This window comes from Sphingomonas sp. SP5 (genome assembly GCF_058313455.1).
Map to the genome: position 1 here is coordinate 36073 of NZ_JBZFLF010000007.1, position 25185 is coordinate 61257.

Consider the following 25185-nt stretch of genomic DNA (forward strand, 5'->3'; position numbering starts at 1 on the left):
CAGGCGCATAGGCGGCGGATGGCCGACCAGAACCAGAGCATGGCCGAGGCGCTTGCCGCCCGGCTGACCAAGGGCGCGCTACCGGGAGAGCTGACGGGCTTCGGGGATGTCGAACGCGCCGCCGCCGCCGCGTTCGTCGCGCAGACCGCGGCGCTGCGCGAGCCCGGCAGGGCGGCGATCGCGCTGGAGCCGATTGCCTCCGACGACGTGCGCCGGCGGATGCGGTTGGCGATCGTCAACGACGACATGCCCTTCCTGGTCGATTCGATCGCGGCAGCGATCGGTGAGCAGGACCTCGACATCGACCGGCTGATCCACCCGGTGGTGCGCGTCACCCGCGCCGGCGATGGCGCGCTGGTCGACATCGGCGGCGCGGGCAGCCCCGAATCGATGATCTACATCGAGCTGGAGCGTGCCGACGCCCGCGACCGGCGCGGGCTGATCGAGGATCTGCACGCGGTGCTCGCCGATGTGCGTGCCGCCGTCACCGACTGGCCGCTGCTCCAGCGCGCGATGGCGCGCGACGAGGCGGCGCTGCCGCAGGGCGAGGGTGCCGCCCTGCTGCAATGGTTCCTCGACGGGCAATTCACGCTGCTCGGCCATCAGGTGTGGCGGCGCGACGGCAGCGCCGGCGAGGCGCTGGGCATCGCCCGCAACCCGCACGACACCCCGGTTCTCGCCGAGGCGAGCCGGGCGCTCGCCATCCGCTGGTTCGAAGCGGGCAACGATGCGCCGCTGCTGCTCAAATCCAGCCTGATCTCCACCGTGCACCGCGCGGTGCCGCTCGATCTCGTGATCGTACCTATCATCGAGGGCGGTGAGGTGACCGGCCTGTCGATCCACGCCGGCCTGTGGACCAGCGCCGCGCTGAGCGCCCGCCCGCGGGACATCCCGGTGCTGCGCGCGCGCCTGTCGGCGCTGGAGGCGAAGTTCGGCTTCGATCCCAAGGGGCATACCGGCAAGGCGCTGGCCCATGCGCTGACCGCCCTGCCCCACGACCTCGTCGTCGCCTTCCCCGCGCCCGCGCTGGAAGAGGTGGTGCTGACCGCGATGAGCCTCGCCGACCGGCCGCGCCCCGCGCTGGTGCTGGTGCAATCGGCACTGGGGCGGCATCTGTTCGCCTTTGCCTGGCTGCCGCGCGACGACCTCACCACCGCGCGCCGGGTGCAGATCGCGCAGATGCTGACCGAGGCATCGAACGGCAGCGTGCTCAACTGGTCGATCAGCCTCGACGACGGCGTCGTCGCCCTGCTGCGCTATACGATCGATCTGCGGGGCGCCGGCCGCATGCCGGAAACGGAGCCGCTCGCCGAGCGGCTGCGCCGCATGGTGCGCGGCTGGACCTCCGACGTCGAGGCGGCGCTCGCCGAACAGGTGCCCGCCGCCCGCGCCGCACGGCTGGCGCTGCGCTGGGCGCAGGCGTTTCCGCCCAATTACCGCAACGTCAGCTCGCCTGCCGAGGCCGCGCAGGACATCCTGCGGCTTGCCGGGCTGGAGGATGCCGAGGCGCGCTCCGTGCGCATCTTCCCGGTGGTGGCGGGCGAGGACCGGCAGCTCAAGATCTACAAGTCGAATGGCGCGCTGGCGCTGTCCGACGCGGTGCCGGTGCTGGAGAATTTCGGGTTCCGCGTGATCGGCGAACTGCCGACCCGCCTGCGCGAGGACGGCAACAGCTTCGTCCATGATTTCGTCGTGGAAACCGACGCGGGCGCCGACCAGGACCCCGCCGTGCTGGAGGGCGCGATCGCCGCGGCGCTGGAAGGCAAGGCGGAGAATGACGCCTTCAACCGGCTGATCGTCGATGTCGGCCTGACGCCGCAATCGGTGGTGCTGCTGCGCGCCTGGTTCCGCTACCTGCGGCAGGCGGGGCTGCCCTATGGGCTGACCACGGTGGTCGATGCGCTGCGCCGCGCACCCAAGCTGACGCGGGCGCTGATCGCGCGCTTCGCGGCGGCGCACGATCCGGCGCATCCGGGCGACGTGCAGGCGGCGGACGCGACGATCGCGCAGGGCCTCGACGCCGTGTCGGCGATCGACGACGATCGCATCCTGCGCGCCTATCGCGACCTGATCGCCGCCTGCCTGCGCACCAACGCCTATGCGCCCGCCGCGGCGGAGGCGCTCGCCTTCAAGCTCGATAGCCACCTGATCCCCGGCCTGCCCGCGCCGGTGCCGTGGCGCGAGATCTGGGTCTATTCCCCCCGTGTCGAGGGCATCCACCTGCGCGCCGGCCCGGTCGCGCGCGGGGGCCTGCGCTGGTCGGACCGGCGCGACGATTTCCGCACGGAGATCCTCGGCCTGATGAAGGCGCAGCGGGTCAAGAACGCGGTGATCGTGCCGACCGGCGCCAAGGGCGGCTTCTATCCCAAGCAGCTCCCCTCACCCGCCGCCGACCGGGACGCCTGGCTGGCGGAGGGGACGGAGAGCTACCGCATCTTCATCCGGTCGCTGCTGTCGATCACCGACAATATCGTCGACGGCGCGGTGGTGCACCCGAAGGGCGTCGCCGTGCTCGACGGCCAGGACCCCTATTTCGTCGTCGCCGCCGACAAGGGCACCGCGACGTTCAGCGACGTCGCCAACGCGCTGGCGCTGGAGCGCGACTTCTGGCTGGGCGATGCCTTCGCCTCCGGCGGCAGCCAGGGCTACGACCACAAGGCGATGGGCATCACCGCCAAGGGCGCCTGGGTGTCGGTGCAGCGCCACTTCGCCGAGCGCGGCGTCGACGTGCAGACGCAGCCGATCCGCGTCGTCGGCTGCGGCGACATGTCGGGCGACGTGTTCGGCAACGGCATGCTGCTCAGCCGCACGCTCAAGATCGTCGCCGCCTTCGACCATCGCCATATCTTCATCGATCCCGATCCCGATCCGGCGGTGAGCTGGGCGGAGCGCGCACGCATGTTCGCCCTGCCCCGCTCCAGCTGGGCGGATTACGATGCGGGCCTCATCAGCGCCGGTGGCGGCGTCTGGGCGCGCAGCGAAAAGGTCATTCGCCTGTCGCCGCAAGCGCAGGCGGCGCTGGGGCTGACCAGCGATGCGATGGACCCCGCCTCGCTCATCTCGGCGATCCTCAAGGCGCCGGCCGACCTCCTCTGGTTCGGCGGCATCGGCACCTATGTGAAGGCTGCGGCGGAGAACAACGTCGCGGTCGGCGATCCGGCCAACGACCGCCTGCGCGTCAATGCCGAGGACCTGCGCGTCATCGCGATCGGCGAAGGCGCCAACCTGGGCGTGACCCAGGCCGCGCGTATCGCCTTCTCGGGCCGCGGCGGGCGGATCAACACCGACTTCATCGACAATTCGGCCGGCGTCGATTGTTCGGACAATGAGGTGAACATCAAGATCGCGCTGAACCGCGAGATGAACGAGGGCCGGATCGGCTTCGAGGAACGCAACACGCTGCTCGCCAGCATGACCGACGACGTGGCGCATCTGGTGCTGGAGGACAATCGCCTGCAGACGCTCGCGCTGTCGATCGCCGAGGCGGACGGCGCGGCGGCGATCCCGAGCTACGTCCGGGTCATCGAGATCTTCGAAGGCGCCGGGCGGCTCGATCGCGCGGTGGAGGGCTTGGCCGGCAACGAGGATCTGCTGCGCCGCGGGCAGGAGGGCCACGGCCTCACCCGTCCGGAGCTGGCGGTGCTGCTGGCGACCGCGAAGCTCGCCTTGCAGGACGGCATCGAACAGGCGCCGCTCGCCCTCGCCCCCGAACTGGCGCCGGACCTCCACGCCGCCTTCCCGCCGGCGATGCGGCGCGACTATGCCGCGGCGATCGACGCGCACCGGCTGCGTGGCGAGATCGTCGCGACCAAGCTCTCCAACCGCATCGTCAACCGGCTGGGCGTGCTGATCCCGTTCGAACTCGCCGAGGAAGAGGGCGCGGCGGTCGCCGACATCGCGGCGATGTTCGTCGTTGCCGAGCGCGTGTTCGGGCTGGATGCGCTGTGGGCGGAGATCGAACAGGCCGCGATCGGCGAAGGCGCGCGCATCTCGCTGTTCAACGAGGTGGCGGTGGCGACGCGCTCGCATGTCGCCGACCTGCTGCGCGCCAACGCTCCCGGCACCCTGCCCGCCGCGGTGATCGCGCGGCTGGGCAAGGGGATCGCCGCGCTCGAACGGCAGACCGATTCGCTGCTGCTCGAAGAGGCGAGCGCGCAGAGCGCCCGTATCGCCGCCGAGCTGGAGGCGGCGGGCGCGCCGGCCGATCTGGCGCGGCGGGTGGTGCGATTGTTCGACATGGACGGTGTGGTCGGCCTCGCCGCGCTCGGCGAGCAGCTGCGTCTCGACGAGATCGAGCTGACGCGCGCCTTCACCCATCTCGGCCAGGCGCTGGGCCTCGACTGGGCGCAGGCGAGCGCGGCGCGGATCGTGTCGAGCGATCCGTGGGAGCGGCTGTTGCTCGCCGGCCTCGCGCGTGATTTCCAGCAGCAGCGGCTGGAATTCCTCGCGCGCAGCGGCGGCAGCGACCCGCGCGGCGCGGTGAGCGACTGGCTGGCGGCCAACGGCCCGCGCGTCGCCCAGTTCAAGGCGGTGATCGACCGCGCCCGCCACGTCGCGCAACCCAATGCGGCGATGCTGGCGCAGATCGCGGGCCAAGCACGGGTGCTGCTGGGCCGCTGAATTCCTCCCCCGCCAGGGGGAGGTGGCACCGCGGAGCGGTAACGGAGGGGGAGGCAAGCGATACGCCCCAGGGCAGAGGACGCCGCTTACCGCCCCCTCCACCATTCGGCTGACGCCGAACGATCCCCCCGCTGGCGTAGGGCTATTGCATATGGGCTGTCCGATCCGGGGTGGTGTTCTGCGATCCTCCGTCATGCCGGACTTGTTCCGGCATCCACCGTGCCGCACACCAATACGCTATTGATTTTGCGGCACGGTGGACCCCGGAACAAGTCCGGGGTGACGAATGGTAGGATGGCATCCCCCTTCACCCGAGCCCGGCAGCCGTCCCGGCCATATGTGATAGCCCTCCCCTCGGGCGAGGGAGGGATTTACCGCCCGACCCGCGCACGCCATTCCCGTGCGCGCCACCACATGATGCCGCCGGTCACCGCCAGCGCGGCGGGCAGCAGGCCGCCGAGGAAGATCACCAGCTGCCAGACGATCCCCATCCCCTCGCCGTCATGGATGCGGCGCATCAGCAGCTGCGATCCGCCCGGCGCGCGTGACGCCGCGGCGACCGCGATGCCGCCGTCGTCGGCGACCTTGACGACGCGGCCGCCGGCGAAGGTCACCGTCCAGTCGGGGCTGCGCGTCGTCGGCCAGGCGATGCTGGCGAGCCGGCCGCGGCGAACCTCTGCCGCGCGCGCCATGACGCTGGCGAGCGGTTGCGCGGGCGCCTCCATCGGCGGTGCGCGCATCGCCCGGGCGCCGCCCGGCCCGCCCCGCGCACCCCCGCCGAACACGCCCGGAAAGCTGATCCACACCCCGGTCAGCGCCAGCACGAACAGCGGCAGCGCGATCCAGAAGCCCAGCATGTGATGCAGGTTGGTGTCGGTGTTGCGATGGCGGCGCCAGCGCAGCCCCTTCACCCAGCTGCCGACGCTCGGCCACCACAGCCACAGCCCCGACACGCTCGACACCAGCAGCGCGACGCCGATCCAGCCGACGATCTGCCGGCCGATCCCCGGCACCTGCAAACTGCCGTGGAGGACGTGGAGGAAGCGCACGAGGCCCCGGTCGCTGCGCGCCACGTCCAGCACGCGCGCGGTCGGCGGATCGAGGTAGACCGTGCGGCGCAGCCGCGGGCCGCCCCCTGCCGGTACGGCGGCGACGATCACCGGCCCGTCACCGTCCGGCACGGTCAGCTGCGCGATCCGGTCGCCCGGCGTCAGCACCCGGCGCGCCGCGTCGACATAGGCATCGGGCGCCAGCACCGCCGTGCCGCTCACCGCATAGCGCCCCGCGTTGACCATCCGGTCGAGCCCGTCGTGCCACACCAGGGCGGCGCCCGACAGCGACAGCGGCACGATCAGCAGGCCGAGGATCAGGCCGATCCATTTGTGGACCTGGAACCACTTGCGCCGCCACGCCACCCTGGTCATCGCTTCAGCTCCCGATCGTCGGCGGCGGCGTGGCATGCGGGTCGGGCAGGGTCAATCGCGGCGGCGAACAGCCAGGTGCGGATCGCGCTCGCCAGATTGGGGGGATCGGCGGCGGCGATGCGCGCCACGTCGATCTCGGCGACCAGCGCCGACAGCGGCAGCGCCTGCGCCGCCGCGGCAGCCTCCAGCGCCTGCCAGAACACGGGTTCGAGGCTGATCGAGGTCTGGTGCCCGGCGATGGTGATCGAGCGTTTCACCGGCCCGGCGAAGCCGCAGGCCGGTGCCGAGACCCGCGGATCAGGCATCGGCCCAGCGGCGCAGCAGGTTGTGGTAGATGCCGGTCAGCTTGACCACGGTGGCATCGCCCTGCCCCTGCGTCGCCGCGACCGCCTGCACCGCCTGGTCCAGTTCGAACAGCGTCCGCCGCTCGCCGTCGTCCCGCACCATGGATTGCAGCCACAGGAACGAGGCGGTGCGGGTGCCGCGCGTCACCGGCGTCACCCGGTGCAGGCTGGAGGCGGGGTAGAGCACGCAATGACCGGCGGGCAGCTTGACCGCCTGCGTCCCGAACTGGTCCTCGATCACCAGCTCGCCGCCGTCGTAGCTGGCGGGATCGTCGAGGAACAGCGTCGCCGACAGGTCCGACCGGATGCGGAAATCGCTGCCGCGCTGGATGCGGATCGCATTGTCGACGTGCAGTCCGAAATCCTGCCCGCCGGCATAGCGGTTGAACAGCGGCGGAAACACCTTGAGCGGCAGCGCCGCGGCGAAGAACAGCGGCGAGCGGCCGAGCGCGTCGAGCACCATCGCGCTCGCCGCCCGCGCCGCCTCCGATGCTTCCGGCAATTGCAGGTTGCGCTTGGCGAGCGCCGCCTGCGGGCCGGAGGTGACGTTGCCGTCCACCCACTCGGCGGCATCGATCACGCCGCGCACCCGCGCGACCCCCTCGGCATCCAGAACGTCGGGGATCGCGATCAGCATGGGCCCGTCCTAGCGCCCTCAGAAGCTGTAGAACAGGCTCAACACCGCCGAACGCGCTTCGCCCGGTGCCGCCCAGCCGTTGTTGCGGATGCTGGTGAAGTATTTTTCGTTGGTGAAGTTCTGCACGTTGACCTGCGCGGTCAGGCCGCCGGCGAAGCTGTAGGCCAGATAGGCGCGGTGGATCAGGTAATCGTCCGAGCGATATTGCGTCGGCGCGGCAAGGCTTGCCGCGTTGAGCGCGAAGCTGCCCTGATAGGTCAGGCCATAGCCGACCTCCAGGCCGAACGGCAGCTTGTAGGTAGTGAACAGGCTGCCCGAATGCTCCGGCGTCTGGACGAAATAGCTGTTGCGCTGCGGATCGGGCACCGCCGCGGAATTGCCGCAGGCCGCGCTGGGATTGGCGAGGCAGCGGTCCGACACGGATTGCAGGATCTTGCCGTCGAGATAGGTGTAATTGGCAAAGATCGTCCAGGCGCGCGTGATGTTGCCCGACGCGCCCAGCGCGATGCCGTCGACGCGGGCGCGCCCGTCCAGCGCCTGGGTCGCGGTCGGCAGCGCGGGATCGTTGGAGGCGACGCGGAAGTTGGTGCGCTCGTTGCGGAACACCGCGGCGGTCAGTTCAAGCCGGCGGCCGAACAGCCCGGCCTTCACCCCCGCCTCATAGTTCCTGGCGGTTTCCGGCGCGACCTGGCACGGGTCGGTCACGACGAGGGTGCCACCGATCGTCTGGGTCGCCAGCGCACCGCAGCCCAGCCGCACCGTCGCCGACGACGGCGTCTTGGCATTGCCATAGCCCGCATAGACGCTGACGTTCTGCACCGGGTGGAACACCGCGCCGATGCGATAGGAGAACAGCCGCTCGTTGCTGGTCTGCGGACGCTGCTGCAGCGCGGTCAGGGCCGTCGATCCCGGCGGCACCACCGCGAGCGGCAGGCCGCGGAAGCTCGCCTGCTGCGTTTCCCAGCGCACGCCGCCGTTCAATTCGACATAGCGGCCGAGTTCCAGCGTATCGAAGGCATAGACCGCGACGTTGGTGGTATGCGACTTCGATTGTGCGGTCAGCGTATAATTGACCGGGCCGGTCCAGTTCGTGTTCGGCGCGGCGATGCTGATCTGCGGCGACAGCAGCGCCTGCCCGGCGGCGTTGCGCAGCAGCGATGCGGTGTTGATCGCATAATCCTCGACCGCAGCCGACATGCCGATATTGGCGACGTTGCGAAGCGCCCCCTTCTCGCCCGTCTCCAACCGGATATCGGTCTGGTTGACGAGCAGCTGGTTCTCCTGATCCCGCACCAGCCCGCGCGGGCCGTTGGGCTGGAAGAAGCCGCGTGCCACCGGCACAGTCAGGCTAGGGCGGTAGATGCCAGTTGTATCGACGACGTTGCTCAGCGTCGCGGTGCACGCAGCCCCGGTCGGCGTCAGGCCGGTGGCGGCGAGGCAATAGGTGCCCTGCGGCGCGCTGGTGACGCTATACTGGCCGACCCGTTGCCAGCGGGTGAGGTTGCGCACCGACAGCTGGTCGTTCACCCGGTGGCGTAAGGTCGCGGTGAAGCGATCCACCGTCGTATCCTGCCGATCGAGGTTGGCAATGCCGAAATAGGCGCTGCGCGACACGCCGGGGAGCGCGCCGTCGTAGAGCGCGTTCTTATAATAGGGCACACCGTAGATCGGCGTATTGCGATCCTCCTGATGCACATAGGCGAGCGTCAGGCTGGTCGGCCCGTCGATGCCGATCGTCACCGACGGCGCGACGCCCCAGCGCTTGTAGCGCTCCACATCGCGGCCCGGCACGTCGTTGCGGTGATAGGCCGCGTTGAGGCGCACCGCGACATCGTCGCCGACGCGGTGGTTGGCATCAACTGCGCCGCGCCAATAGTTATCGGTGCCGACGCTGCCCTGCACGATCGTCAGGTCCTCGGCCCGCGGCTCCTTGGTGACGAGGTTGATCGTGCCGCCGACGCTGCCCGATCCGTTGAACACCGAATTGGCGCCGTTGTAGACCTCGATCTGCTGGATGTTGAACGGATCGGTGCGGCTGTATTGCGCGCTGTCGCGGATGCCGTCGACGGTGATGTCGTTGTTGGCCGAATAGCCGCGCAGGTTGATGCTGTCGCCATAGCCGCCGCCGCCCTCACCCGCGCCGAAGGTGATGCCGGGGATCGTCTGCAACGCATCGCGCAGCGTCTGCAGGTTCTGCTTGCGGATCACCTGATCGGAAATGACGGTGATCGTCTGCGGCGTATCGAGGATCGCACTGGTCGCCTTGGGACTTTCCACGACCGTCGGCGCAACTTCTTCCTTGCCGTTGACGATGATGTCGTCCCGCTCGACGCTGCGCTTGCCGTCCTGGTCGGCGGCAGGCGCGGCCTTGGCGCGGCCGGGCGCCGCGTCGGCCCCCTTATCTGCCGCCAGCGCAGGCGCGGACGCAAGGAAGCCGACGCACGAGAGTGCGAGGAACGACGAAGTCTTCATGATGATCCCCTTTGTTGGGACCACGCTTAATGCGAATGATTATCACCGTCAACGCTATTGAGAGTCACGCGCAACTCGACGGCTTGATGCGGCGTGAGCCATTCGCGAACGGCCACCCGCGAAGGACTCCGCCGAACCCACGGATACTCTGGTCTGAAGCGGTGCTCCCACGTCTCTGTCATGCCGGACTTGGTCCGGCATCCACCGTGCCGCACACCCATATGCTCTTGATTTGCGGCACGGTGGACCCCGGAACGAGTCCGGGGTGACGGAGGATACCGGGTTGGCATGCGCCTTCACCCGAAGCCGGCAGCCCCCCCGCGGGCGGGGAGGATTCAAAGTCGATTGGTCCTAGGCTGATGCGATACCTCTGCGGGTGAAGCGCACCCGTCCTCGCGCCGCCAGCCCCATCGCGCGAGCAGGCCGACCAGCACGCTGGCCTCGTCCACCACCGGCACCCGGCCGATATCCTCCGCCAGCATCGATCCGGCGGCGCGATCCACCGTCATCGTTGCGACAGGCTCAGCAACCCGTATGATGCGATAGCTGCTTGGAGATGGCAGGACCGCGCCGCCGCAGCCCGACACCTCCGCGCGCGAAATTCTTCTCCCGTCGATTCGGGCAGCGCGCGGCCTGCTTCAGCCCCGGCCAGCCGTATGCAAGGCGATCCAGAACCGCACGTGCGCCCCATCACCTCACGCGGTATCGAACAGCGCCGCCAATTGCTCGATGATCGTCCCGCCCAATTGCTCGGCATCCATGATCGTGACGGCACGCGCATAATAGCGGGTCACGTCGTGGCCGATGCCGATTGCCACCAGTTCGACCGGCGACTTGGCCTCGATCCAGCCGATCACCTGCCGCAGATGGCGTTCGAGGTAGCTGCCCGAATTGACCGACAGCGTCGAATCGTCGACCGGCGCGCCGTCGCTGATGACCATCAGGATGCGGCGTTCCTCCGGCCGCGCGATCAGCCGGCCGTGCGCCCAGAGCAGCGCCTCGCCGTCGATATTCTCCTTCAGCAACCCCTCGCGCATCATCAGGCCGAGGTTGGTGCGCGCGCGCCGCCACGGCTCGTCCGCCTTCTTGTAGACGATGTGGCGGATGTCGTTGAGGCGGCCGGGCTGCGGCGGGCGGCCTGCGGCAAGCCATGTCTCGCGCGCCTGGCCGCCCTTCCAGGCGCGGGTGGTGAAGCCGAGGATCTCGGTCTTGACGCCGCAGCGCTCCAGCGTGCGGGCGAGGATGTCAGCGCTGATCGCGGCGATGCCGATCGGCCGCCCGCGCATCGAGCCCGAATTGTCGATCAGCAGCGTCACCACCGTGTCGCGGAAATCGGTCTCGCGCTCGATCTTGTACGACAGCGACTGCGTCGGGTTGACGACGACGCGCGCCAGCCGCGCGGCGTCGAGCATCCCCTCATCCTGGTCGAAGTCCCAGGATCGCGACTGCTGCGCCATCAGCCGCCGCTGCAACCGGTTGGCGAGCTTCGACACCGCCGATTGCAGATGCGCGAGCTGCTGGTCGAGATAGCCGCGCAACCGGGCGAGTTCGTCCGCGTCGCACAGGTCGGTCGCGGCGACCACCTCGTCGAACTGCGTCGTCCACGGCTTGTATTCGAACTGCGGCATGAAGTCGCTGTTCGGGCGATTGGGCCGGACGGGCTGCATCCCCTCGTCGCCATCGTCGCCAGGTTCGCCGTCCATGTCGTCCATTGACTCGTCGCCGAACTCTTCGCCCTCGCCGTCGTCGCTGTCCGATTCCTGCGCTTCGCCGCGGGCATCGACCTGGCCCTCGCCCTGGCCGGCCTGCTCGTCCTCGCCCTCTTCGCTCTCGTCCTGCTCCTGCTCGTCGGTGCCTTCGTCCTCCGCGCCGCCCTCGTCGGCGTCCTCGGGCAGCACCTCGCCCTCGACGAGCTCCAGCTCTTCGAGCATCTTCATCGCGAGGCTCTGGAACGCGCGCTGGTCGTCGAGCGCCAGCGACAGGTTGGTGAGATCGGTGCGCCCGTCGACCCATTCACGGACCAGCGCGAGGCCCGGTGCGGCGGCGGCCGGCGCCTGCTCGCCGGTCAGCGCCTCGCGCACCAGCAGCGACAGCGCGGTCGACAACGGCACCTCCTCGCGCGTGCGGGCGCGGGTGATGGGATCGCTGCGCAGCCGCACGTCGAGCGCATGGGCCAGGTTGTCGGCGATTCCGGCATAGCCGCGGCTCCCCAGCGCCTCGACCCGCGCCGTCTCCACCGCATCGAACACCGCGCGCGCCACCGCCTCGGCGGGCGCATGGCGCAGGTGCAGCGCGCTATCGTGATGCTTCAGCCGAAGCGCGAAGCCGTCGGCAAAGCCCCGCGCCTCCGCCACCTGTTCGGGCGGCAGCGCGCGAGCAGGCATCGGCACCTTGATGTGCTTGCCCGATTGCGCCGGCGCATCGGCGGTGAAGGCGAGCTCCACCTCCGGCTCCTCCGCGATCGCCCGCGCTGTGCCGGAGAGGACCGCCTTGAACCGGTCGAGGGGGGTTTCGTTGGCCATCAGTTTTCCAGCGCCCGAAGAGCGGCAGAATGCAAGACCGGAATATCGCCCCGCGCGGTGTCGAAAATCACGTTCGGATCGATTCGCGCATATTCGTGGCGCAACCGGTTGCCGAGGCTGCGCACGTCGTTGAAAGGCACAGGCAGGTGCAAGGCGCCCGCGGTTTCGGCGCCGATCTGGACGACCGCCTCGGCGATCCGTTCGAGACACCGTTCCACGGCGTCGCGCGTCATCTGATCCGCCCGAAACGTCGCGGCATCATGATCGGCAATATACTTCGCGATCCGATCTCCGTTCTCGACGATATGCCGCAATCGGATCGACACACGGTCAGAAGACATGCACGCGATCCCGTTCGATCTCCGCCTGCAGAATAGGCTCGTCGGTCTCTTCGGTCAGGAAGTCGACCTTTGCGCCGATCATCTCCCCGATCCTACGCTCGATCCCAAAAAAGCCGAACGGCCCGAGGCGCCGCACCGCCTCGTAATCGATGGCCGCAACCAGATCGACGTCCGATCCCGGCCGCGCCTCATCGCGCGCCGTCGAACCGAACAGCGACAGGCGCACGATCCCCAGCGCCCGTAAGTCCGCCTCACGCTCGCGCAATCGCCGCAGGGCCTCAGCCTTGTCCATGAGCCTCCTTACGCCTTCCCCACCACGCTCTCGGGCAGGTCCTTGCCGAACACCCGCTGGTAATATTCCGCCACCAGCGGCCGTTCGTTCTCGTCGCACTTGTTGAGGAACGACAGGCGGAAGGCGAAGCCGACGTCGCCGAAGATCATCGCATTCTGCGCCCAGGTGATGACGGTGCGCGGGCTCATCACGGTCGAGATATCGCCGTTGACGAAGCCCTTGCGCGTCATGTCGGCGACGCGGACCATGTTCTCGACGGTCTTCTTGCCTTCCGGCTTGTCGTACTCGCCCGACTTGGCGAGCACGATCTGCGCCTCGGTGATCGCCGGCAGATAGTTCAGCGTCACCACGATGTTCCAGCGGTCCATCTGGCCCTGGTTGATCTGCTGCGTGCCATGGTACAGCCCGCTGGTGTCGCCCAGGCCGACCGTGTTGGCGGTGGCGAACAGCCGGAAATAGGGGTTCGGCCGGATCACGCGATTCTGGTCGAGCAGCGTCAGCTTGCCCTCCGTCTCCAGCACGCGCTGGATCACGAACATCACGTCGGGCCGCCCCGCGTCATATTCGTCGAAGACGAGCGCGGTCGGCGTCTGCAGCGCCCAGGGCAGCAAGCCTTCGCGGAATTCGGTGACCTGCTGGCCGTCCTTCAGCACGATGGCGTCGCGGCCGATCAGGTCGATCCGGCTGATGTGCGCATCGAGGTTGATGCGGATGCACGGCCAGTTGAGTCGCGCCGCCACCTGCTCGATATGGCTCGACTTGCCGGTGCCGTGATAGCCCTGCACCATCACGCGGCGGTTGTGCGCGAAGCCCGCCAATACCGCCATCGTCGTGTCGGGATCGAAGACATAGGCGGGATCGAGGTCGGGCACGCGCTCGTCCGCCTCGCTGAACGCCGGAACCTGCATGTCGCTGTCGATGCCGAACAGGTCACGCACGCCGACCATCTTGTCAGGCGCGTCCAGGATCGTCGTCTCGCGGCTGTCTGGCTGGGTATTGGGGATATCGGTCATCGGGTCGTTTACCGTTCGAATGGCAGGCGGGCGGCCCCTCCCAACGCGTGAAGCGAGCGAACGGCGCATCGCAACAGTCAGTGGAAACGGAATGTCCCCGCGTCAAGCGGCGGCGGGCGCGATCTTCGGCGGCAGCGCAAAGAGATCGGCGAATCGTTCGGCCAGCGCACGGCTCCCCGTCACCCGGATCGATCCGTCCGCTTGCCCCTCGGCGAGCGGCCGCTTGACGTAGATCCACACCGCGAGCGGCGTCGGCTGCGTTTCCACCACCACGTCCGCCCTCGCCGGGTCGCCGCGCACGATCGACAGGTCGCCATCGGCCAGCGTCGCGAGGAACGCGTCGTCGCCCAGCCGGAACCCGATCGTCATCGCGAGGCCGCGCGCCTTGTCCCGATCCACCATCGTCCGCAGCGACAGCATCGCCGAGGCGGGCGAGAACGGCAGCGTCGGGTCGTGCAGCGGCGAACGCGTCGCCCACCGCCCCATCGTCTGCAGGATCGGCTCCACCTCATAGCCCCAAGGCGTCAGCTCATAGGCCTGCACCGACGCGGGCGGTGGTAGCTTGCGCCGCACGAGCAGCCCCGCCGCCTCCATCCCGTTCAACCGCTGCGTCAGCACGTTGGCGCTGATCCCGGTGAGGTGCTGCCGCAGCTCGCCGAACCGGCGCGGCCCGAACATCAACTCGCGCAGGATCAGCAGCGACCAGCGTTCGCCGACGAACTCCAGCGCCATCGCCGTCCCGCACGCGTCCTCATACCAACGATCGCGACGCCCCGATCCCGCATCGGTTACTTTTTCTGACTTCATCGTTGCTTTATGTAACCACGAGGCGCATCCATTACCAGAGCCGAGTCGGACAAGGAGAAGCGCACCATGGCCAAGATGATCTTCGTCAACCTGCCGGTGGCCGACGTCGCCGCCGCGACCGCCTTCTACGAGGCGCTGGGCTTCGAGAAGAACGACCAGTTCTCCAATGCGCAAGGCTCGAGCATGGTGTGGTCGGACGCGATCTACGTGATGCTTCTCGATCATGCCTTCTACGCGACGTTCACCAGCAAGCAGATCGCGGATGCGCGCACCCACAGCGCCGCCTTGTTCGCGCTCTCGTTCGAGGATCGCGCCGGCGTCGACGCGATCACCGAAGCGGCGGTGGCGGCCGGCGGGCGCGAGCTGCACGATCCCGAGGACATGGGCTTCATGTACAGCCGCGCCTTCGAGGATCTCGACGGCCATGGCTGGGGGCCGTTCCACATGGACATGGCCGCACATGCCGAGGCGACCGCGCAAGGGACCGCGCACCGCGGCAGCGAAGGCGCGGGCGCATGACGCCGGTCATCACCGCCTTCGACTGGGTGCCGCCGTTCGCGCAGGGGCAGGTGCGCGACCTGCGGGTCCGCTGGGCCCTGGAGGAGGCGGGCCAGGCCTATGAGGTCCTCTACCTGGCGCAGGGCGAGCAGAAGGCGCCGCCGCATCGCGGCCGCCAGCCGTTCGGACAGGTGCCGACCTATGAGGAAGGCGACCTGATCCTGTTCGAATCGGGGGCGATCGTGATGCACGTCGCCGACCGGTTCGGCGGCGACCTGCTGCCTGCCGATCCCGCCGCCCGCGCACGCGCGATCGAATGGATGTTCGCCGCGCTCAACACGATCGAGCCGCCGCTGATGGACCATGCGATCGCGACGATCTTCGAACGCGGCAAGCCCTGGTCCGCGCCGCGGCTGCCCGCGGTGCGGGAGCGGATCGACGGCCGGCTCGGCGAACTGTCGCGGCGGCTGGGCGAGCGGACATGGCTCGATGGCGATGCGTTCACCGCCGGCGACCTGCTGATGGTCAGCGTGCTGCGCATCGTCGCCGGCGACGGCCTGCTCGATGCCTATCCCAACCTTGTCGCCTATGTCGCGCGGGGCGAGGGGCGGCCGGCGTTCGCACGTGCGCTCGCCGCGCAGATGGCGGGCTTCACGGGATCGCCACCGCCCGCGATCCTTGCATGGCTGAAGGCACAGGAGGAAACCGCATGACCTATGTCGAAGGGTTCGTCACCCCGGTGCCGACCGCCGCCCGCGACACCTACATCGCGCATGCGAAGGAGGCGCAGGTCCTGCTCCGCGAGGCCGGCGTCCGCCACATGGCCGAACATTGGGGTGACGACGTGCCCGCCGGCAGGACGACCGATTTCGCCCGCGCGGTACGGGCGCAGGATGACGAGACGGTCGTCTTCAGCTGGTTCGAATATCCCGACCGGGCCGCCCGCGACGCCGCCAATGCGGCGATGATGGCGGACGATCGCATGACGGACATGGCCGCGCGCAACAGCGGCTGGGCGGCGCTGGAAGCGAGCGGGCGGATGACGCCGCCCGCCTCCCTGCCCTTCGACGCCCGACGGATGATCTACGGCGGTTTCGCCACCCTTCCCCTCGACTGACCGGAGCACGCGCTTATGTCCCTTGCCGACGGAACCCCGATCTGGTTCGAACTCACCACCCCCGACCAGCAGGCCGCCGCCGCTTTCTACGCAGCGGTGCTCGGCTGGACGGCGCAACCGTCGCCGATGGCGGAGCATGGCGGCTATCTGATCGCCACCGCGCCCGACGGCGAGGGCGTCGCCGGGCTGATGACGCCGCCGCCGACGATGCCGGCGGGCGCGCCGACCGGCTGGTCGATCTACTTCCTCGCCCGCGACCTCGACGCGACGCTGGCGAAGGCGGCGGAACTGGGCGGCCGCACCGTCTTCGGTCCGATGGACATCCCACACGTCGGCCGCTTCGCCGTGCTGCTCGATGCGCAGGGCGTACCGCTGACGGTGATGCAGCCCGATCGCGAGGAGGCGACGCGTCCGTTCAAGCAGATGCCGGACGCGCACGGCCATGCCGTGTGGATCGAACTGGCGACGCCCGACCCCGACGGCGCCTTCGCCTTCTACGGCAACCTGTTCGGCTGGACACGGGAGGGCGCGATGCCGATGGGCGAGATGGGCGAATATGCCTTCATCGGCGCGGGCGAGGGCGTGCGGCCCGGCGCGATGATGTCGAGCACGCTCACCCGCGCGCCGGTGCAGTGGAACAGCTATTTCCTGGTCCCCGACATCGATGCCGCCATCGCCACCGCCCAGGCGCACGACGGCAAGCTGATCCAGGGGCCGGACCAAATCCCCGGCGGCGACTATTCGGCCAACATCGTCGACGGCCACGGCCATCAGGTCGGGCTCGTCGGGCCGCGCCGGGCGGCCGCGTGATGGGCGACGCGGCGAAGGCGATGGCGGTCTGCCTGTGGTTCGACGGCGCGGCGGAAGCGGCGGCACGCTTCTACGCGGCGACCTTCCCCGACAGCCGGATCGACGCGATCACCCGCGCGCCCGGCGACTATCCGGCCGGCCGGCAGGGCGATGTGCTGACGGTGGAATTCACCGTCTGCGGCACGCCCTTCCTCGGCCTGAACGGCGGCGGCGGCGTGCCGCATGGCCAGGCGATCTCGTTCCAGATCTTCACCGATACGCAAGGCGAGACGGACCGGCTGTGGGCCGCGATCGTCGACAACGGCGGGCAGGAGCATGCGTGCAGCTGGTGCGCCGATCGCTGGGGGATCAACTGGCAGATCGTGCCGCGCGTGCTGACCGCGGCGCTGTCGCACCCCGATCCCGACGCGCGAGCCCGCGCCTTCACCGCGATGATGGGCATGCGCAAGATCGATCATGCCGCCATCGCGGCGGCTGTAGACGGAGAGGCCGCATGAGCTACGAACTGTCCATCACCCGGCTGATCGATGCGCCGATCGATGCGGTATGGCGCGCCTGGACTGAGGATACCGGCGCCTGGTTCTGCCCCAGGCCCTGGACGGCGGACTTCGTCACCCAGGAACTGCACGCCGGCGGCCGGTCCGAGATCGTGATGCGCGGCCCGAACGGCGAGGAGAACCGGCTGGAGGGCGTCTATCTGGAGGTGGTGCGCCACCGGCGGATCGTCTCCACCGACGCCTTCACCGCCGGCTGGATGCCGGCAGGACCGTTCATGGTCCGCATCGACGACTTCGCGGAGGAAGGCGGCAAGACCCGCTACACCGCCACCGCCCGCCACTGGACCCAGGAGGCACGGGACAATCACGCGGCCATGGGCTTCGAACCCGGCTGGAACGCCGCGACCGACCAGCTGGAGGCAATCGCGAAAAGCTTGGCGGGACGGTAAAGCCCCGAATATCGGAGAGTATCCGTTCGCCCTGAGCCTGTCGAAGGGCGGCTTTCCACGGGCGATCCGCTCGCGGCACGGTGCCCTTCGACAGGCTCAGGGCGAACGGACATGGAGTGCGCGGCGTTCGATGCCGTTTGCTGCAACTCCTCCCCGGCACGGGGAGGTGGCGCCGCGAAGCGGTGACGGAGGGGGCTCTCCCCACACGACCCCGCTCGCGGAAAGCCCTTCAAGCGAACGTTAGCGACCTACAACTCCTCCCCGGCACGGGGAGGTGGCGCCGCGCAGCGGTGACGGAGGGGGCTCTCCCCACACGACCCCGCCCGCGGAAACCCCTTCAAGCGAACGTTAGCGACCTACAACTCCTCCCCGGCACGGGGAGGTGGCGCCGCGCAGCGGTGACGAAGGGGGCTCTCCCCACACGACCCCGCCCGCGGAAAGCCCCCTCCACCAGCTTCGCTGGTCCCCCTCCCCGTACCGGGGAGGATCGCTCACGCGAACGCCGGGGCCTGCCTCAGCTGTTGATACGCCGCGATCACCTTTTGCAGCATCGCCTCGTGGCTGCGATCGCCGCCGTTGCGGTCGGGGTGATATTGCCGCACCAGCTCCGAATAGCGCTTGCGCAGCGCCATGCGATCCGCGTCCGCCGCAAGGCCGAGCACCTTCAGGCTCGCCCGGTCCTGCCCCGACAGCGGCTTGCCGTCGCGCCGCTCGGGTGCCGTCTCGCGCCGGTAGCGCGCGCCGATCGCGTCGAGGGGGTCGCTGAAATCGGCCCAGCGCGGCCCCTGGTCGCCGCCGTTGGCCCGCGCGAAGGCGCGCGTTTCCCGCTCCCAGCCCGCCAGCGGGCGCTGGGCGTGATGGATCTCGTCCGCGGTCATGCCGTCGAAGTAATTGTAGCGGCTGTTGAAGGCGCGGACATGGTCGAGGCACAGCCAGCGGAACGCGCCCGGCCCGTTACCGTCGGCGGCCCCCTCCAGCGGCGGCGCGCGAAACTCCCCAGGTTCCTCGCAACCGGGCTCGGCACACAATCGGCCCTGCGCTTCCATCCGGCCATGGAACCGCGTGTGCGGCCGGTCCTTCCTGTCACTCGCGCGTGTCACGAACGCTCCCTAAACTCACGCAATGCCGGTATATAGGCGCAATGACCGACACCGCCACCGCCGCCATCCCGCTCGCCGACATCATCGCCGACCGCCTCACCGCCGCACTCGCGCCGACCCATCTTCAGGTGGTCAACGACAGCCATCATCACGCCGGCCACATGGGCGACGACGGCACCGGCGAATCGCATTTCACCGTGATCGTCGAGAGCCCCGCCTTTGCCGGGCAGAGCCGCGTCGCCCGCCAGCGAGCGGTCAACACCGCGCTCGCCGACCTCATCGCCACCCGCATCCACGCCCTCGCGATCAAGGCGCGGGCACCGGGAGAATGACCATGTTCGACGATTTCGTCCTGCAGACGATCACCCCCGTCACCCACGATCTGGGCGGCTTCAAGGTCCACCGCACCCTGCCCAACAAGGAGCGGACGATGGTCGGCCCGTTCCTGTTCTTCGACCAGATGGGGCCGGCGCACCTCGACGTCGGCGGCGGCATCGACGTGCGGCCGCACCCGCACATCAATCTCGCCACCGTCACCTATCTGTTCGACGGCGCGATCGACCATCGCGATTCGCTCGGCACCGCCAAGCGGATCGAGCCGGGCGCGGTCAACCTGATGACCGCCGGCCACGGCATCGTCCATTCGGAACGCTCGCCGGGCGACGAGCGCCAGGCCGGGCCGGCGCTGTCGGGCATCCAGACCTGGCTCGCCCTGCCCGAGGAGCGCGAGGAGATGGACCCCGCGTTCGAACACGTCGCCAAGGCCGCGATGCCGGTGCTCGACGCGCACGGCGCCCGCGCGCGGATCATCATGGGCGAGCTGTGGGGCCTCGCTGCGCCCACCACCACCTATGCCGGCACGATCTACGCCGACGTGGTGCTGGAGGCGGGCGCCAGTGTGCCGATCGACGTCGCCGCCGAGGAACGCTGCGTCTATCTCGCGATGGGCGAGGCGACGCTGGAGGGCGTGCCCCTGGAACCGATGAAGCTCTACGTCCTGCGCCCCGGCATCGCGGCGACGCTGCGCTCGGGCAGCGGCGGACGGGTGATGCTGGCGGGCGGCGACGCCTTCCGCACCCCGCGCCACGTCTGGTGGAATTTCGTCAGCTCGCGCCGCGACCGCATCGACGAGGCGAAGCGCGCATGGAAGGCGGGCGAGTTCCCGGCGGTGCCGGGCGACGACAAGGAATGGATTCCCATCCCGGAAGTGCCCAACACGGTAAGCTACCCGTAAGGCGCCGGCACCGACACGACACAAGGAGAGGCCGATGACCCACCCCGCACTCCAGCGCATCGCGCTCGCCACCGGCGTCGCGCTCGACGTGCAGATCGCCGGCGATCCCGCCAGCCCGCCGGTGATCCTGCTCCACGGCTTCCCCGAATCGCACCGCACGTGGCGCGGCATCGTCCCCGACCTTGCCCGCGACCATTATGTGATCGCCCCCGACCAGCGCGGCTATGCCCGCTCGTCCAAGCCCGACGGGGTCGAGGCCTATGCCGCGGACAGGATCCTTGCCGACCTGATCGCGCTCGCCGACCATCTCGGCATCGACCGCTTCACCCTGGTCGGCCACGACTGGGGCGGCGCCGTCGCGTGGATGGCGGCGCTCGGCCGGCCCGATCGCATCGCGCGGCTGGTGATCGTCAACGCGCCGCACCCGCTGCTCTTCCAGCGCGCCCTGTTCGACGAGCCCGAACAGCGCCGCGCCAGCCAGTATATCACGCGCTTCCGCGACACGCGCATCGATCAGGGGCTGACCGGCGCCGGCCTCGAAAAATTCCTCGGCTCCACCTTCGCCCAGCATATCACCGGCGCCATCGCCGGGGCGGACAAGGCCGCCTATCTCGACGAATGGTCGCAGCCGGGCGCGATGACCGCGATGCTCAACTGGTACCGCGCCTCCGGCGTCGTCGTCCCCGCCATGGACGAGGAGCCGCCCCGCCCCGCCTTCCTCGACAGGCCCTTCCCGCCGGTGACGCAGGAGACGCTGGTGATCTGGGGCACGCGCGACAAGGCGCTGCTGCCGGTGCTGGTCGACGGCCTGCCGCCCTATGTGCCGCAGCTGACCGTGGAGAAGATCGACGCCGGCCATTTCGTGCCCTGGGAAAAGCCGGATGCGGTGGTCGCCGCGATGCGCCGCTGGGGCATCTGAGGCGCCGTTCGGAAACGCGCTGCGTCTCACCTTTCGTTACGCTGACCGACACATTCCTCGTCCGTTCAGGCGCTTGGACCCAAAAGCCGGTCATGCGTTACGCTTCCCCAAGCGCAGCGCACGTAACGAAGGAGTGATATCGATGCGTAAGATCATGATCGCCGCACTCGCCGCCGCCACCATCCTGCCCGCCGGCGTCGCCAGCGCGCAGAGCGCGCGCGAGGTGCGGCAGAGCCAGCGCGAGGTGCGCCAGTCGCAGCGCGAACTCGCCGAGGCACGCCGCTACGGCGACCGCCGCGATATCCGCGAAGCGCGCCGCGAGGTCCGCGAAGACCGCCGCGAACTGCGCGAGGACTGGCGCGACTATCGCCGCGCGCACGGCGACGTCTACCGCCGCGGCGGCTACGAGGGGCCGCGCGGCTATCGCTATCGCCCGGTGAGCGTCGGCTATCGCTTCACGCCGGATTATTACGGCCGCCGCTACTGGATCAACGACCCCTACACCTATCGCCTGCCGCGTCCGGGCTACGGCTACCAGCGCTGGGTGCGCTACGGCAACGACGTGGTGCTGGTCGACACCCGCTCGGGCCGCGTCGTGCAGGTCTACAACCGCTTCTTCTACTGAGGCGTGAGTGGGGAGGGCTTCGGCCCCTCCCCACTCCACGAAGGCGCCGCTCCCCGCGAAATCCTCCCCGGCACGGGGAGGGGGACCGCGGCGCGCAGCGGCGTGGTGAAGGGGGATCGCCGCGAGCGATGTCATGCGTGGAGAGCCCCCTCCGTCACCGCTGCGCGGTGCCACCTCCCCGTGCCGGGGAGGATCGAAACGCCCGCTCCCTAAACCCGCACCTGCGCGCCCTCCGGCAGCACGATGCCCTCACCCGCCGCGCCCGCCGCACCCGCATCGATCCACGCCGCATGCGCATGCGCGGTGGCCAGCACCTGCCAGCCCTCCGCTCCCGGCCAGCCGCGCATCCGCACCACCTGGTGGCCGAGCGCCCGGTCGGGCTCCATCGCCACCCAGGCGAGCGGCCGCTCCGCCGTCGCGCGATCGCCCGCCGCATGCATCGCCGCCCTGATCCGCCCGGCGGTCGCCTCCGGCAGATATTGCCACACCACCGAATGCATCAGCACGCGCACCGTCCCCGCCGCCTGCGGCTCGGCCAGCCGCGCCTCCACCCAGTCGGCGGCGTCGGCCTGCACCAGGTCGACGCCGCGTTCGCGGATCATCGCGATCGCACCCTGCACCCGCGCCAGCCGCTCTGGCGCCTCCGCCCAGATATAGGCCGCCAGCCGCCGCTCCACCGCCGGATCGGTCGCATCCATCGGCGCCACGTCGCAGCCGCGTACCGAGTCGATCGCGATCGGCACCGCCGGCGGCGGCGGTCCGCGCCAGTCGGGCACGATCCGCACCGGCGCATCCGCCGGGCCGACCGCCGTTCCGCCCAGCGCGATGCGATAGCGGTCGATCAGCAGGTTCAGCCCCGCGCTCGACCCGATCTCCAGCACCTCCAGCCGCGGCCCGAACCGCGCCGCCACCGCCAGCAGCCCGGTCATCAGCGCCGCCGACCGCCCCGGCTCGTTGGTCTGCGGCGGCCCGTCCAGCCAGGGATACAGCGAATCGTCGTGCAGCCGCAGCGCTTCGGCGACCACCGCCGCCACCCGCGCCGGATCGGTGACCGCGCCCGCGAACACCGCCGCCAGATCCGCGTCCGCACCCGCCAGCACCAGCGCGTGCAAGCCCCCGATCAGCCGCAGCGGCACCGCATCGCGCGTCGGCTCGCCCGTCCAGTCGAGCACCCGCGCGCCGGTGCGCGTGTCGCGCGTCAGCCCCCCGGCCAGCGCCGCGCACAGGTTCGCATAGACCGGCGCCGCATTGCTGCGGCAATAATGCTCCTGGATGTGGAACGCCCCCCGCACGGCCGCCTCGTTGGTCATCGACTCACGCCTCCTCCCGCCCGTGTTGCGCCTCCCCCGCCCCGTCAGTAAAGCCCGGGCCGTGTCGACCCCGCCCCCCCTCGTCATCGCCGTGCCCAAGGGGCGCATCCTGTCGGAAGCCTTGCCGCTGCTCGCCCGCGCCGGCATCCGCCCGGAGCCCGCCTTCGGCGACCCGGACAGCCGCGCGCTGCGCTTCGCCACCGATGTGCCGCACATCGAGCTGATCCGCGTGCGCGCCTTCGACGTCGCGACCTTCGTCGCGCACGGTGCGGCGCAGCTCGGCATCGTCGGGTCCGACGTGCTGGCGGAGTTCGACTATTCGGAACTCTACGCCCCCGTCGATCTAGGGATCGGCCATTGCCGCATCTCGGTCGCCGAGCCTGCGGCGATGGCGGCGGGTGACGACCCGCGCGGCTGGAGCCACGTCCGCGTCGCGACCAAATACCCCCACACCACCGCCGCGCATTTCGCTGCGCGGGGCGTGCAGGCGGAATGCGTGAAGCTCAACGGCGCGATGGAACTCGCACCGACCCTGGGCCTCGCGCCGCGCATCGTCGACCTCGTTTCCTCGGGCAAGACGCTGAAGGAAAACGGCCTTGTCGAGGTGGAGGTGATCGCCGAAGTGACCAGCCGCCTGATCGTCAACCGCGCCGCGATGAAGACGCGCGCCGAGGTGGTGCCCCTGGTCGAGGCATTTCGGGCGGCGGTGGCCTCTTCTCCCCTCCCGCTTGCGGGAGGGGTCGGGGGAGGGCCTGTGCTATCGCCACTATCGAACGTCCCAAGCCCTCCCCCAGCCCCTCCCGCAGGCGGGAGGGGCTTCGCATGATCCGCCTCGATACCCGCGACGCCGGCTTCGCCGACGCCTTTGCCGCCCTGGTCGACGCCCGCCGCGAGGCGTCGAGCGACGTGACCCGCGACGTGGCGACGATCATCCGCGCCGTCCGCGACGACGGCGAGGCCGCGGTCGCCGCCTTTACCCGCAAGCTCGACCGCCACGACCTCGCCGAAACCGGCTGGCGCATCGAACCCGCCGCCTGCGCCGCCGCCTATGAGGCGCTGGAGCCCGGCCTGGGCAACGCGCTCGACCTCGCCGCCACCCGCATCCGCGCCTATCACGAGCGCCAGCGGCCGACCGACAGCGACTATACCGACGCCGCAGGCGTCCGGCTCGGCGCACGGTGGCGGCCGGTGGATGCCGCCGGCCTCTACGTCCCCGGCGGCCGCGCGGCCTATCCCTCGTCGCTGCTGATGAACGCCATCCCCGCCAAGGTCGCTGGCGTCGAGCGGCTGGTGATGGTGACGCCGACGCCGGACGGGCAGATCAACCCCCTCGTCCTCGCCGCCGCGCACCTCGCCGGCGTCGACGAGGTGTGGCGGATCGGCGGCGCGCAGGCTATCGCCGCGCTCGCCTATGGCGCCGGCCGCATCGCCCCCGTCGATGTCGTCACCGGCCCCGGCAACGCCTGGGTCGCCGAGGCCAAGCGCCAGGTCTATGGGCTGGTCGGCATCGACATGGTCGCCGGCCCGAGCGAGATCGTCGTCGTCGCGGATGCGCAGAACGACCCGCAATGGACCGCCGCCGACCTCCTGAGCCAGGCCGAGCACGACACCACGACGCAATCGATCCTGTTCACCGACGATGCCGCTTATGCGGACCGCGTCGCCGCGGCGGTGGACGCCGAACTCGCGATCCTGCCGACCGCGGCGGTCGCGCGCGCCGCCTGGGACGCCAATGGCGCGATCGTCGTCGTCGAGCGGCTGGAGGACGCCTGCCCGCTGGTCGACCGCCTCGCCCCCGAACATCTGCAACTCGCCGTCGACGATCCACAGGCGCTGTTCGACCGCGTGCGCCACGCCGGCAGCGTCTTCCTCGGCCGCCACACGCCAGAGGCGATCGGCGATTACGTCGCCGGCCCCAACCACGTGCTGCCGACCGGCCGCCGTGCCCGCTTCGCCAGCGGCCTGTCGGTGCTCGATTTCATGAAGCGCACGAGCTTCCTCGGGCTTGACGAAACCGCGCTCGCCGAACTCGGCCCGGCGACGGTCGCGCTGGCGGAGGCCGAAGGCCTGCCGGCGCACGCCCGTTCGGTGGCGCTGCGGCTCAGGCTGAATCGCTAGACCGGAAGGGACATCCGGGCCGACCGCCCCGGGCGC

25 protein-coding genes are annotated in these 25185 nt (G+C 70.0%); 13 read left to right on the forward strand and 12 right to left on the reverse strand.

Features of this window, described 5'->3' with window-relative positions:
* Positions 1-18 precede the first annotated feature (18 nt).
* Positions 19-4620, forward strand: coding sequence for an NAD-glutamate dehydrogenase (locus AC4GY7_RS15760; protein WP_491115832.1), 4602 nt, complete (start codon positions 19-21; stop codon positions 4618-4620).
* Between the two features lie 371 nt (positions 4621-4991).
* On the opposite strand, the gene AC4GY7_RS15765 is transcribed toward AC4GY7_RS15760, so the two are convergent.
* The 10 genes from AC4GY7_RS15765 to AC4GY7_RS15810 form a co-directional block, all read right to left on the reverse strand.
* Positions 4992-6044 carry a PepSY-associated TM helix domain-containing protein gene (locus AC4GY7_RS15765; RefSeq protein ID WP_491115834.1) on the reverse strand — a complete coding sequence of 351 codons (1053 nt, stop codon included), beginning with the start codon at positions 6042-6044 and terminating at the stop codon, positions 4992-4994.
* Positions 6041-6349, reverse strand: a complete 309-nt coding sequence (locus tag AC4GY7_RS15770) for a ribbon-helix-helix domain-containing protein (RefSeq protein WP_491115835.1) — start codon at positions 6347-6349, stop codon at positions 6041-6043. The genes AC4GY7_RS15765 and AC4GY7_RS15770 overlap by 4 nt, the downstream gene beginning before the upstream one ends.
* Positions 6342-7025 (reverse strand): Fe2+-dependent dioxygenase, encoded by a 684-nt coding sequence (locus AC4GY7_RS15775; RefSeq protein ID WP_491115837.1) that lies wholly within the window; start codon positions 7023-7025, stop codon positions 6342-6344. The genes AC4GY7_RS15770 and AC4GY7_RS15775 overlap by 8 nt, the downstream gene beginning before the upstream one ends.
* Before the next feature lie 18 nt (positions 7026-7043).
* On the reverse strand, positions 7044-9497 hold the full coding sequence (locus AC4GY7_RS15780) for a TonB-dependent receptor (protein ID WP_491115838.1): 2454 nt from the start codon (positions 9495-9497) through the stop codon (positions 7044-7046).
* A gap of 335 nt (positions 9498-9832) precedes the next feature.
* Positions 9833-10006: a hypothetical protein gene (locus tag AC4GY7_RS15785; RefSeq protein ID WP_491115840.1), complete on the reverse strand. Its 174-nt coding sequence runs from the start codon at positions 10004-10006 to the stop codon at positions 9833-9835.
* A gap of 186 nt (positions 10007-10192) precedes the next feature.
* Positions 10193-12019 carry a cobaltochelatase subunit CobT gene (gene cobT / locus AC4GY7_RS15790; RefSeq protein ID WP_491115842.1) on the reverse strand — a complete coding sequence of 609 codons (1827 nt, stop codon included), beginning with the start codon at positions 12017-12019 and terminating at the stop codon, positions 10193-10195.
* Positions 12019-12360: a HepT-like ribonuclease domain-containing protein gene (locus AC4GY7_RS15795; protein ID WP_491115844.1), complete on the reverse strand. Its 342-nt coding sequence runs from the start codon at positions 12358-12360 to the stop codon at positions 12019-12021. Before AC4GY7_RS15795 ends, cobT begins: the two co-directional genes overlap by 1 nt.
* Positions 12350-12652 carry a nucleotidyltransferase family protein gene (locus AC4GY7_RS15800; protein WP_491115845.1) on the reverse strand — a complete coding sequence of 101 codons (303 nt, stop codon included), beginning with the start codon at positions 12650-12652 and terminating at the stop codon, positions 12350-12352. Before AC4GY7_RS15800 ends, AC4GY7_RS15795 begins: the two co-directional genes overlap by 11 nt.
* An 8-nt stretch (positions 12653-12660) precedes the next feature.
* On the reverse strand, positions 12661-13665 hold the full coding sequence (gene cobS, locus AC4GY7_RS15805) for a cobaltochelatase subunit CobS (RefSeq protein ID WP_443584032.1): 1005 nt from the start codon (positions 13663-13665) through the stop codon (positions 12661-12663).
* A gap of 102 nt (positions 13666-13767) precedes the next feature.
* Entirely contained in the window at positions 13768-14472 is a 705-nt protein-coding gene (locus AC4GY7_RS15810; RefSeq protein ID WP_491115848.1) for a winged helix-turn-helix transcriptional regulator, read from the reverse strand.
* A gap of 66 nt (positions 14473-14538) precedes the next feature.
* Between AC4GY7_RS15810 and AC4GY7_RS15815 the strand changes: the two genes are divergently transcribed.
* The 6 genes from AC4GY7_RS15815 to AC4GY7_RS15840 are packed head-to-tail and all read left to right on the forward strand — an operon-like array spanning position 14539 to position 17843.
* Positions 14539-14991, forward strand: coding sequence for a VOC family protein (locus AC4GY7_RS15815; RefSeq protein ID WP_491115850.1), 453 nt, complete (start codon positions 14539-14541; stop codon positions 14989-14991).
* Positions 14988-15683, forward strand: coding sequence for a glutathione S-transferase family protein (locus tag AC4GY7_RS15820; protein ID WP_491115852.1), 696 nt, complete (start codon positions 14988-14990; stop codon positions 15681-15683). Before AC4GY7_RS15815 ends, AC4GY7_RS15820 begins: the two co-directional genes overlap by 4 nt.
* Positions 15680-16087, forward strand: a complete 408-nt coding sequence (locus AC4GY7_RS15825) for a DUF1428 domain-containing protein (protein WP_491115854.1) — start codon at positions 15680-15682, stop codon at positions 16085-16087. Before AC4GY7_RS15820 ends, AC4GY7_RS15825 begins: the two co-directional genes overlap by 4 nt.
* Positions 16088-16102: 15 nt before the next feature.
* Positions 16103-16897, forward strand: a complete 795-nt coding sequence (locus tag AC4GY7_RS15830) for a VOC family protein (RefSeq protein WP_491115856.1) — start codon at positions 16103-16105, stop codon at positions 16895-16897.
* Positions 16897-17394 carry a VOC family protein gene (locus tag AC4GY7_RS15835; RefSeq protein WP_491115858.1) on the forward strand — a complete coding sequence of 166 codons (498 nt, stop codon included), beginning with the start codon at positions 16897-16899 and terminating at the stop codon, positions 17392-17394. Before AC4GY7_RS15830 ends, AC4GY7_RS15835 begins: the two co-directional genes overlap by 1 nt.
* The gene (locus AC4GY7_RS15840) at positions 17391-17843 is read left to right on the forward strand and encodes an SRPBCC family protein (RefSeq protein WP_491115860.1); all 453 of its coding nucleotides are present in this window, start codon (positions 17391-17393) and stop codon (positions 17841-17843) included. Before AC4GY7_RS15835 ends, AC4GY7_RS15840 begins: the two co-directional genes overlap by 4 nt.
* A 491-nt stretch (positions 17844-18334) precedes the next feature.
* On the opposite strand, the gene AC4GY7_RS15845 is transcribed toward AC4GY7_RS15840, so the two are convergent.
* On the reverse strand, positions 18335-18889 hold the full coding sequence (locus AC4GY7_RS15845) for a J domain-containing protein (protein ID WP_491116044.1): 555 nt from the start codon (positions 18887-18889) through the stop codon (positions 18335-18337).
* A gap of 95 nt (positions 18890-18984) precedes the next feature.
* On the opposite strand from AC4GY7_RS15845, the gene AC4GY7_RS15850 reads away from it, so the two are divergent.
* The 4 genes from AC4GY7_RS15850 to AC4GY7_RS15865 all read left to right on the forward strand — a co-directional run bounded on the left by AC4GY7_RS15850 (position 18985) and on the right by AC4GY7_RS15865 (position 21721).
* On the forward strand, positions 18985-19275 hold the full coding sequence (locus AC4GY7_RS15850) for a BolA family protein (protein ID WP_443584040.1): 291 nt from the start codon (positions 18985-18987) through the stop codon (positions 19273-19275).
* 2 nt (positions 19276-19277) lie between these two features.
* A complete protein-coding gene (locus tag AC4GY7_RS15855) occupies positions 19278-20177 on the forward strand; it encodes a pirin family protein (RefSeq protein ID WP_491115862.1) in 900 nt (299 codons plus the stop codon).
* Between the two features lie 34 nt (positions 20178-20211).
* The gene (locus AC4GY7_RS15860) at positions 20212-21096 is read left to right on the forward strand and encodes an alpha/beta fold hydrolase (RefSeq protein WP_491115864.1); all 885 of its coding nucleotides are present in this window, start codon (positions 20212-20214) and stop codon (positions 21094-21096) included.
* A 142-nt stretch (positions 21097-21238) separates the two neighbouring features.
* Complete coding sequence (locus AC4GY7_RS15865) at positions 21239-21721, forward strand: RcnB family protein (protein ID WP_491115866.1); 483 nt, start codon at positions 21239-21241, stop codon at positions 21719-21721.
* Between the two features lie 209 nt (positions 21722-21930).
* Here AC4GY7_RS15865 and AC4GY7_RS15870 read toward each other — a convergent pair whose 3' ends face one another.
* Positions 21931-23031 (reverse strand): DUF2332 domain-containing protein, encoded by a 1101-nt coding sequence (locus AC4GY7_RS15870; RefSeq protein ID WP_491115868.1) that lies wholly within the window; start codon positions 23029-23031, stop codon positions 21931-21933.
* 91 nt (positions 23032-23122) lie between these two features.
* On the opposite strand from AC4GY7_RS15870, the gene hisG reads away from it, so the two are divergent.
* Positions 23123-23857, forward strand: a complete 735-nt coding sequence (hisG, locus tag AC4GY7_RS15875; RefSeq protein ID WP_491116046.1) for an ATP phosphoribosyltransferase — start codon at positions 23123-23125, stop codon at positions 23855-23857.
* Positions 23854-25149 (forward strand): histidinol dehydrogenase, encoded by a 1296-nt coding sequence (gene hisD / locus AC4GY7_RS15880; protein WP_491115870.1) that lies wholly within the window; start codon positions 23854-23856, stop codon positions 25147-25149. The genes hisG and hisD overlap by 4 nt, the downstream gene beginning before the upstream one ends.
* Positions 25150-25185: the final 36 nt, after the last annotated feature.